This is a genomic window from Thermodesulfobacteriota bacterium (assembly GCA_039028315.1).
Classification (GTDB): Bacteria; Desulfobacterota_D; UBA1144; order Nemesobacterales; family UBA2774; genus CR02bin9.
On sequence record JBCCIH010000088.1, the window covers coordinates 1 to 9256 of the forward strand.

Below are 9256 nucleotides of genomic sequence, written 5' to 3' on the forward strand. Positions count from 1 at the left end.
GCAGAGGCGGCAAAATAATATATGGCTGATCTATCCTCTGTAAAAGCGCTAACATTTGACGTCTTCGGCACAGTTGTCGACTACCGAAGCTCAATAATTGCAGAACTCAAAGAGCTAGGAAATACAAAGGGCATTGACGCCGATTGGGAAGCGTTTGCGGATAATTGGAGGGGAGGCTACGCGCCCGCCATGGATCAGGTGCGAGCCGGGGAGCTCCCATGGAAATCAATTGATGATCTTCACCGCATGGTTCTTGACCGACTTCTTGAAGAATTTGGCATAGAACTCAACGAGCGAGAGAGGGTTCACTTAAATAAAGCCTGGCATAGACTTTCGCCCTGGCCGGATTCGGTTGATGGACTTGTGAGGCTAAAGCACAAATTTGTCCTCGTGACACTTTCAAACGGCAATATTTCGCTTCTTGCTAATATGGCAAAATACGCAAAACTCCCCTGGGATGTGATACTTTCCTCAGAGCTTGCTCGCCACTATAAACCTGACAAAGAGGTCTACATCACGGCGGCCGATCTGCTTGATCTGCAGCACGAGGAAATTATGATGGTCGCAGCGCACAGGTATGACCTAGACGCTGCTGGGGAGCTTGGGTTTAGGACAGCCTATGTATCGCGCCCGCTTGAGTTTGGCCCCGATGGATTAACAGATGAGGCGCATGATATGCGCTACGACATTATTGCCCAAGATATGAACGATCTGGCTCAGAAACTAAATACTTAGGAGAACATTATGCTTGAATGGATTACAAATTTACTCAGAAAGAAACCAGTTACAGAAGAAGAAATGGAGGAGAGAGTATTTCTTGAAGGCCCTCACTCAAGGCTCCGTGAGCTTTGGTTTTTGATCCGCGTTTTCTGGGGATTTCTCTATGGCTTCCGCAGACTTCACTTTGTAGGTCCGCTTGTAACTGTGTTTGGCTCAGCCAGGACTCAAGAGGACGAGCCGTACTACAAAGACGCTGTAAAAGTAGGAGAGGAGCTCGTTAACCTTGGATTTGGGGTAATGACGGGCGGCGGGCCCGGTATAATGGAGGCCGCAAATCGCGGGGCTAAAAAAGCAGGTGGAACATCTATCGGATGCAACATCATTCTCCCCTTTGAGCAGGAGCCTAACCCGTATTTGGACGTAATGATCAATTTTAACTATTTCTTTGTAAGAAAAGTGATGCTGCTTAAATATTCATATGCCTTTGTGATTATGCCGGGTGGGGCAGGCACAATGGATGAGCTCTTTGAAACCATCACTCTTATTCAGACTAAAAAGATCTTCCATTTTCCCGTGGTGCTGATTGGAACTGAGTATTTCCAGGAGCTACGAGAGATGCTCGAGCACATGGTGGAGGAGGAAACCATTAGTCCGGAAGATATAGATCTTTTCTATTTTACAGACTCAATTGAAGATGCTATGAATCACATAAAAGTCAATATTGTAGACAAGTATGGTGTAACACTTAAGAAAGTACATAAACCTTCAAAAATCCTTCTTGAAGGATGATTTTAGAGTTTGTTGCATCGAAATTATAAATTTCTTGATTGATTTTAATTCATGTAGTAAGGTGCCTTGTATAGATGGAGGGAATTTATGAAGCAAGTAAAAGATCTAAGAGAATATCTTAAAATTCTAGATAGCCTTTCAGAGCTTCAGCAGATAGATGTTGAAGTCGATTGGGACCTAGAGATCGGAGCTATAATTAGACGCGCATATGACCTTCGTTCTCCGGCGCCCCTTTTTAACAAAATTAAAGACATAGAAGATGGCTTCAGGGTGCTTGGCGGCTCTGCCGGGCTTAGCTCGCAGCCGGAGATTAAATTTGGCCGGATTGCAGCTTCCCTTGGCTTTGAACCCAGCGCTGATATAAATGAAATAGTTGGCAAGATCACAGATGCTATAGAAAAAGACGGTATTCCACCTCAGCTAGTAGATAGCGGGGTGTGCCAGGAAAATGTGATACTGGGTGATGACATTGATCTATTTAAATTGCCAACTCCTCACATACATTCAGGTGACGGCGGGCGATATATAAACACCTGGGGCACTGTAATTGTTCAGACCCCTGATAAGTCATGGACAAACTGGTCTATAAACCGAATTATGCTCTTGGATAAAAACCGTATGACTGGTCTTGTGCCTCCTCAGCAGCACCTTGGAATAATTCATCAAAAGTGGACAGATATGGGGGAGCCGACACCATTTGCGCTAGCATTAGGGGCGCCGCCTGCAGTGCCGTTTTTCTCCGGGATGCCGCTTAGAGAAAACGTTAGTGAGATACAAGTTATGGGAGCACTTTACGGCCAAGGGGTCGAAGTTGTTAAGTGTAAAACTGTTGACCTTGAGGTTCCAGCGAATTCTGAAATCATTATTGAGGGCACGATCACCGCAACTGAGCGGGTGCCGGAGGGTCCGATGGGAGAGTTTGCCGGCTATATGGGCGCACACGACACTCCGCAGCCTGTTTACAATGTTACCGCTATTACATATAGAGATAAACCGATTCTTCCGGTTGTATGGGCAGGTGTTCCGGTCGAAGATACCCAGACTTGCTGCGGCACTATGTACTCTGCTGCAATTCTTCATGAACTTAGGGACAATAATTTCCCAGTCTCATCATGCTTTTTACTTTTTGAAAGTGCGGCGCACCTGTTGGTTGTGACCGTTCCAAGGCCGTGCCAATCTATGGAAGACACTCATGATCTTACCCATCAGGCAAAGAACATAATATTTAGAAGTAAGCCTGGTGTAGATATTCCTAAAGTATTATTAGTTGATGATGATATTGATCCCAGTGATGTGGACCAGGTGATGTGGGCGATGGCTACAAGAGTGCATCCGCAAAAGGACGCTCACTACTATTATCATCAAAAAACGCTTCCTCTCCTGCATTACCTAAACGTGGCAGAGAAGAAGGATTTGAGCAGCACAAAGCTGATATTAAACGGTCTGATACCAGGATTTGATAGATGTGATATCTCGGGGTTTGAATATAACGTTCCCAAGGAGCTTCAGGAAAAAGTAATTGGCAATTGGAATAAGTATGGGTATAAGTCCTAGCGAAGATCCTCTGGGCGTTTGGGCATATCAAAAAGATCATTAGGCAAATCGCTATTTATTTCTACAGTTTTGATCTGGAGCGTTTCAGTGTCTGGATTCCCATCTACTATAAACTCAAAAGAAAAAGGAACTACTATATCTGAAAGCTCAATATACTCGCCAATTTTAATAGTTGTATTTACGATATTTTCTTGAATAGTAGTCTTTCCTTTGATCATGAAAGGCAAAAAGGTCTCAGTATCTATATAGTAAGTGTCAAGATTTCCTGTGGTTAAATTGACCTTTAGCACATAAGCATTTCTTTCGTCTACTTTCTGCTCACCTAAAAATTTAATCTTATGGCCCTTTTTCTTATGATCTACCAAGGGACCGTCAAAGTCGCAAGTATCAATCATTTCCTTAGCTCGTTTGCCCGTTAGAATTTGGGCGCTAGTAGTAGTTGTATGATTCATCTGCCACGGGGTCTTGCCATCGTAGGCTTCTACGAAGTACATCCGCCCCGCCTGAAAATCGAGCCTGCACAAATCAGGGCGCTTATATAGAGCAGCAACTCTAAAAGTTGCTTTGCTGGTAAACATATGCCCTCTAACTTTAAGTGTTTCAATCTTCTGCCACGCTTCCCGTCCGCCAATAGCCTTTAGATGATTGTCTAAAATTTGATTTAGACTGATTTCATCGGTTGGCACCGGTTTTGTGCTCTGAGTTTCGTTTTGCGCAACTTCAAACCCCCGGCTCACAATGTTATTGCTTTCATCTAGAGCATTTGAGTTACTATAGCTAATCAATAATATAAGGGCGGGCAATAAAATACTAAACAAAAGTAGTCTCATCTTTGAGCTCCAAATTACTTGATAGAATAAATATAGTAGAACATATGAAATGAATTACAATAACTGCATTCTCTTATAGGTTAGGCATTAGAACTATTTCATTTCTTTTAATTGTTGCTGCATTTTCTCCATATTTTCTTTAGGAAAATCAAAGATAGTCGAATCTATGTCGGTGTTAAATTCAAACTTGCTCACATTAATAACTTCAGGCTCGGGGTTTCCGTGTATTTGAATTACAAGATTGTTAGGCACGACATAGCCATCGATATTTTTATATTGTTTAAAGTCTGTAGTAGTTCTAAGATCACTGCCGTCCATATTGTATAGTCCCACGGTTCTTAGAAGTAAAAAAGTCTTGGCGTCTATATAGAATGTCTCAATGTTACCGGAGTTGTATTTTAGATTGATTTTATATGCATTTTTGCCATCTATTTCCTCTTCACCCAATAGTTTTACTTTATGGCGTTTCTTTTTGTAATCTTTAAGGGAGCTTTCAATACCGCATGTGTCTTTCATATACCTGGTTTTTCCTGAGCTCATGGGAGCTGGCTCTGGATTTCCTGAAAGCGGGTTTATCTGCCATGCGAAATATCCTCCGTAGATCTGTGCCATAGTAGTGCCTTGTACTTTAAATTCGATCCGGCATTTATATGGTCTCTCATGATAGGCAGTGATCGGGATTGTAACACCCTGAGATTTCATTGTACCTTGCATGACCATTGTGTTTAGGTTGTTCCATTTCTCAAGCCCTCCGATTGCTTCATAATATTTAGCAAGCACTTGGTCCAGCTTGAGCGGCTCCTGCGGTTTAGCAGATAATGGCGCTGCAAGACATAAAATTAGAACTAAGATAAAGGATTTGATTCTCATATTTAAATGACTCCAGGCAATAAATATTTGCTAATATGTTATAGGACAATAAGGAAATATCAAAGAAGATATTTTTTATTCATCAGGCTCAGAGTTTAGCCTCTCATAGGCTCTTTCGATATGAATTCTCCAAGGTTCTAGCTCAGGAAAGGAGTTAATAATTTTCTCAATCTCTTTTATTTTTTCTTCGTTGCCCTGATAACTCCAGAGCTTAGCGCCAAGCTCAATTGCAGGAAGGGTGGTGATATCAAACTCTCCGGCGTCTTTTTTATTTTGCTCAATCACAAGCGGTATGAGCGGTAGACTAAGATTGCAGTACTTAAGCACCATATAGTTATAACCGTTTCTAACATTTTCGGTGATCATATTTAAATAGTAATAATATCTGTCAATGTCAGACTGCATTATTTTTTGGTTGGTATCTGGATCAGTCATGAACTGCTTACTCCTTGAAAATATAATACCTTATCCATCAACAGTTATATCCGCATTTCCCCTCGTTGCATTGAGGATCTCGCCTCTTATCATATCTTCTCTAGAAAGAGGAATCTCAACATAAATAGTTACATCTTCAGCATAAAGAACATCTTTTATATTAATAGACTGTTTATCAAGAAAGTTCCTAGTGTTGCTCTCATAATCATATCCAACCTTTATGCTCATCTTGGTTAGCTTTACATACTCTGTTAACTCAAGCTCATCGAGTGCCATTGTAATAGTTCCAGAGTATGCTCTAACCAATCCTCCAGTGCCGAGTCTTGTGCCGCCAAAGTAACGAGTCACAACTGCAGCTACATCTCCAATACCTCTCATTTGCAACACACTTAGAATCGGTTTTCCCGCAGTGCCCCCAATCTCGCCGTCATCATTAAAACCTACCTCAGCCCCGCCGTTTGGGTTGCCGATAACATATGCATAAGTATTGTGAGAGGCGCTGGGGTGCTTGTTTGAAACCTCTTCTATAAAGCCAAGCGCGCTCTGTTTGTCCACAGCATGGGTTATGCTCGCAATGAACCTGCTTCGTTTTATTTCCTGCTCCATGACAATACTCTTTGCCGGGACAAGATAAGTTGAATCCTTGGACATATTAATATTTTTACGGATTTATGATACTTATGCGAATCTGGTAATTGGCGGGTATTTAGTTAATACTTGTTTTAGCGGCCAAAACCAGTTGGAGGAATTAAAATGAAATTCGATGAACTTTTAAACTATCAAATAATTGACCTTGAGTATGAGCTTGAGAACGGGATGCCTGAGTATTTTACGCATAAGCCTGTGTTTGGATACGAAATTGCCCACCGTCACTCTGATACCGATCCCAAACTCCAGGGCGTTCGAACCAGTGCTTGGGGAAGCGTGACCGGAAATGAGCATTCAGGAACTCATGTTGATGCCTTTTGTCATCAGGCCGAGAACGGGGTTATGCACGGGGGATATAAAGTTACACCTGAAACAGAAACCCAGAGCGGATTCACTGTAAACGGTGCAGAGCATTTGCCCATATTCTTTGATCGCGGAGTATTGCTCGATATCGCCGCCTTTAAAGGGGTAGACTGCATCGAGCCAAAATATGAGGTCAGCGTGGAAGATATAGAGCAGTGCTGCCAGGCGCAAAGCACCCAGATTACGCCCGGATGCGTTGTGTTGGTTCACCTAGGACACGGCCGGCACTGGCGAGATGCCGAGCGTTATCTTGATGCCCCAGGGGTAAGCGCCGCTGCTTCACAGATGATGGCTGATTTAAAAGTAAAAGCGGTTGGGGCGGATAATTTCTCCTGGGATGAACCCTCACACTTTGAGACTGATATGAACTGCAATGGCCCCGGGCATATAATACTTTTAGTAAGGGCAGGGATTTATATCTTTGAGAACTTAAACCTATTGCCGCTTGTAGATTCAGGAGAAACCGAGTTTATCTTTTTCGCATCGCCTATTAAGTTAAAGGGAGCCACAGCAGCTCCTGTTAGGCCACTTGCGCTGATAAACAGATAAACAATAGGGGTTAAAAGTTGATATTATGTATAATGTTATTTACCAAGCACAAAGGAGGATTTCAATTATGACGAGAGTTTTTAAATATGTCGGAATTTTTCTCTTTCTAATTTCAATAGGCTGCGCCGGTCAGCAGGGCGGCGAAGAAGAGGGCGGTTTTGATGCGAGTATATGCAACAACATCCCTGTTGGTATTGAAACAGCAGTTGCCGCAGACCCTGAGTCTAAAGCATTTAAGATAAGCTGCGCTGATCTTGCACAGTGTACTTCTATCATGGGATGGGATGCCCCGCCTGATGTTCCATGCACAGGGCCGTAAGAAAACAAGATTAAAGTATGCGAGAAGATTGCCATGTGATAACCTATGCTCGCATTGTAATTATTAGGTATTGTAAGGCGACTCAATATTAAAATTAATAAAAGGTTGAGGTAAAGATTATATGACCAAATTACTCTATGGCACATTAATAGTATTACTATTTACACCGCTTGTAATTGCAGAGAGTTCCAAAGATGCTGATAAGCAAAGTGAGGAGTGTCAGCAAGTTCTGACAGAACTAAAACAAGCCCAGGATCAGCATAATGCTGATTATAAGAAATTGGGGAAAGCTATAATGAATTGGAAGAATTATTATGACCAACTCCATGCACAAAGCTACTTAAATACGGACCAGCCGCTTATGGATAGTGTAGAAAAATGTCAAAGTGGTGATGGTCTTGGTGAGGATTTTTGCAAAGGTGCGATGAAGCAATACAATGAAATCTCTCCAAAAGAAGAAACAGCCAAGGCAGAACTAGAAAGCGCTAAGGAAATATCTCGTGAGTCTAACAAGAAATATAATACCAAACTCAGAGAAGCAGCTGATAAAAACTGTATTATGAAGTCACGCTAGAATAAATGCTTTAGCCATTTTATTTTGTTTGCTATAAAATCCTTTTAAATAAGGCATTGTGCACCACATTGACGTATACTCATAAACAGCATGAATAATCAATCGCACAGCCGAACAATGGGTCTTTGGGGTGCAACCGGGCTTGGGGTTGCCGCCATAGTTGGGGGTGGAATACTTGTTTTGGCCGGAGTTGCATTTGAAGCCACAGGTCCAAGCGCTGTGTTGGCTTTTGGGCTAAACGGACTATTGGCACTACTCACTGCATTTAGCTTTGCAGAAATGTCGGCTGCCTTTCCTGAATCAGGCGGCACCTATATCTTCTCTAAAAAAGTGCTTTCAATAAGAGCCGCATTTGGAGTAGGATGGATCATTTGGTTTGCCTCCATTTTGGCAGCAGTGCTCTATGCTCTCGGCGCAGGTTTCTTTGTATCAATTGCCGTAAATAGCATATGGGAACTGTACACTGGCTCAAGGATAGAGTGGGTTAATACAACGAATGCAACTACCCTGATTGCAATAATCGCTACTCTTATCTATACCAGAATACTTTTTCATAAACAGTCCTCGGGCGGCAACTGGATAAACACAGGAAAAGTACTTGTATTTATAATCCTAATTATCGGCGGCGGATGGTATGTATCCTCTCAGTCTTTAATAGAAGTTGTAGATGACTTCACTCCGTTTTTTGCCGAAGGAAGCTTTGGGCTTCTTCAGGCTATGGGATATACCTTCATCGCATATCACGGCTTTGACCTTATCTCTGCAGTAGGCGGAGAGGTAAAAGACCCGGAGAAAAATATCCCCCGCTCTATGTTCATCTCTCTAATTATTGCAATTGTGATCTATGTTCTTTTTATGCTTGTTGTCACTATGGCCGCAGTTGGTCCAGGTGAGTCTATAGCTGAAGCAAGTACAGGAAGACCAGAGGAAATTGTGATGATTGCGGCAGAGATCTACATGGGCAAGTTTGGATACTGGCTCGTGATTGTGGCAGGTATTCTGTCTATGCTCTCAGCTTTATATGCAAACCTTTTAGGCGCATCACATATCGCCTACAGCATGGCCAATGACAGAACACTTCCTAGAGAGCTTGGCCACTTAGATAAGGGACTCGGAACTCCTATCAAGGCGGTTGTTGTCACGGCAGCAGTTCTTGTTCTTACAATTATAATTGTCCCTGACATAGCGGTTGCGGCAGCAGCATCGAGTTTGATCTTTCTAATCTCTTTTGCCATTGCTCACTGGATCAGCATTCTCTCAAGAAAACGAAGCCGTCCTGAGGACCTTCCGTTTAAAGCTCCGTTTTTCCCTCTAATACCAGTTGTGGGAATCGTAACTTGTGTCGGGATTGCAATATTTGAAGGCATAAAAGTGCCCATTGCAGGAGTGATAACTCTTGTATGGCTAGCAATTGGCGGAGTGCTTTATTACATCCTCTTTGGCAGGCGCGCCAGGCTTGTCGATGCCTCGGCGGAAGGCTATGACCCAAGGCTTGTGAGCTTGCGGGGCAAAAGTCCATTGGTTCTTGTGCCCATAGTAAACCCCTCTCACGCTGTGCCGATGGTTGCGGTTGCAAGCGCTCTAGCGCCCCCAATTACGGGAAGA

Annotated in this window: 11 protein-coding genes; 7 read left to right on the forward strand and 4 right to left on the reverse strand. The window is 42.9% G+C overall.

Annotated elements, in window-relative coordinates:
• The first annotated feature begins 21 nt into the window (after positions 1–21).
• The 3 genes from AAF462_06750 (at position 22) to AAF462_06760 (ending at position 3063) form a co-directional block, all read left to right on the forward strand.
• Positions 22–735 carry a haloacid dehalogenase type II gene (locus AAF462_06750; protein MEM7008818.1) on the forward strand — a complete coding sequence of 238 codons (714 nt, stop codon included), beginning with the start codon at positions 22–24 and terminating at the stop codon, positions 733–735.
• A gap of 9 nt (positions 736–744) precedes the next feature.
• On the forward strand, positions 745–1509 hold the full coding sequence (locus tag AAF462_06755) for a TIGR00730 family Rossman fold protein (GenBank protein MEM7008819.1): 765 nt from the start codon (positions 745–747) through the stop codon (positions 1507–1509).
• Between the two features lie 87 nt (positions 1510–1596).
• Positions 1597–3063, forward strand: a complete 1467-nt coding sequence (locus tag AAF462_06760) for a UbiD family decarboxylase (GenBank protein ID MEM7008820.1) — start codon at positions 1597–1599, stop codon at positions 3061–3063.
• On the opposite strand, the gene AAF462_06765 is transcribed toward AAF462_06760, so the two are convergent.
• The 4 genes from AAF462_06765 to AAF462_06780 form a co-directional block, all read right to left on the reverse strand.
• Positions 3060–3893, reverse strand: a complete 834-nt coding sequence (locus AAF462_06765; protein MEM7008821.1) for a hypothetical protein — start codon at positions 3891–3893, stop codon at positions 3060–3062. The two genes, AAF462_06760 and AAF462_06765, sit on opposite strands and share 4 nt — an antisense overlap.
• A 93-nt stretch (positions 3894–3986) precedes the next feature.
• Complete coding sequence (locus AAF462_06770) at positions 3987–4763, reverse strand: outer membrane lipoprotein-sorting protein (GenBank protein ID MEM7008822.1); 777 nt, start codon at positions 4761–4763, stop codon at positions 3987–3989.
• Positions 4764–4838: 75 nt separating this feature from the next.
• On the reverse strand, positions 4839–5198 hold the full coding sequence (locus AAF462_06775) for a hypothetical protein (protein ID MEM7008823.1): 360 nt from the start codon (positions 5196–5198) through the stop codon (positions 4839–4841).
• Between the two features lie 30 nt (positions 5199–5228).
• Positions 5229–5849: a YigZ family protein gene (locus AAF462_06780; protein ID MEM7008824.1), complete on the reverse strand. Its 621-nt coding sequence runs from the start codon at positions 5847–5849 to the stop codon at positions 5229–5231.
• Positions 5850–5951: 102 nt separating this feature from the next.
• On the opposite strand from AAF462_06780, the gene AAF462_06785 reads away from it, so the two are divergent.
• The 4 genes from AAF462_06785 to AAF462_06800 form a co-directional block, all read left to right on the forward strand.
• On the forward strand, positions 5952–6758 hold the full coding sequence (locus AAF462_06785; protein ID MEM7008825.1) for a cyclase family protein: 807 nt from the start codon (positions 5952–5954) through the stop codon (positions 6756–6758).
• 67 nt (positions 6759–6825) lie between these two features.
• Positions 6826–7077, forward strand: coding sequence for a hypothetical protein (locus AAF462_06790; protein ID MEM7008826.1), 252 nt, complete (start codon positions 6826–6828; stop codon positions 7075–7077).
• A 121-nt stretch (positions 7078–7198) separates the two neighbouring features.
• Positions 7199–7651 carry a hypothetical protein gene (locus AAF462_06795; GenBank protein MEM7008827.1) on the forward strand — a complete coding sequence of 151 codons (453 nt, stop codon included), beginning with the start codon at positions 7199–7201 and terminating at the stop codon, positions 7649–7651.
• Between the two features lie 90 nt (positions 7652–7741).
• Positions 7742–9256, forward strand: a 1515-nt coding sequence (locus AAF462_06800) for an APC family permease (GenBank protein MEM7008828.1), incomplete at its 3' end; no start/stop codon positions are given.

Excerpts from the sequence above, each read along its gene's own strand:
- AAF462_06765 (MEM7008821.1), bottom strand. The coding sequence starts at position 3,893 with ATGAGACTACTTTTGTTTAGTATTTTATTGCCCGCCCTTATATTATTG.
- AAF462_06790 (MEM7008826.1), top strand. The coding sequence starts at position 6,826 with ATGACGAGAGTTTTTAAATATGTCGGAATTTTTCTCTTTCTAATTTCA.
- AAF462_06750 (MEM7008818.1), top strand. The coding sequence starts at position 22 with ATGGCTGATCTATCCTCTGTAAAAGCGCTAACATTTGACGTCTTCGGC.
- AAF462_06785 (MEM7008825.1), top strand. The coding sequence starts at position 5,952 with ATGAAATTCGATGAACTTTTAAACTATCAAATAATTGACCTTGAGTAT.
- AAF462_06760 (MEM7008820.1), top strand. The coding sequence starts at position 1,597 with ATGAAGCAAGTAAAAGATCTAAGAGAATATCTTAAAATTCTAGATAGC.
- AAF462_06780 (MEM7008824.1), bottom strand. The coding sequence starts at position 5,849 with ATGTCCAAGGATTCAACTTATCTTGTCCCGGCAAAGAGTATTGTCATG.
- AAF462_06795 (MEM7008827.1), top strand. The coding sequence starts at position 7,199 with ATGACCAAATTACTCTATGGCACATTAATAGTATTACTATTTACACCG.
- AAF462_06755 (MEM7008819.1), top strand. The coding sequence starts at position 745 with ATGCTTGAATGGATTACAAATTTACTCAGAAAGAAACCAGTTACAGAA.
- AAF462_06770 (MEM7008822.1), bottom strand. The coding sequence starts at position 4,763 with ATGAGAATCAAATCCTTTATCTTAGTTCTAATTTTATGTCTTGCAGCG.
- AAF462_06775 (MEM7008823.1), bottom strand. The coding sequence starts at position 5,198 with ATGACTGATCCAGATACCAACCAAAAAATAATGCAGTCTGACATTGAC.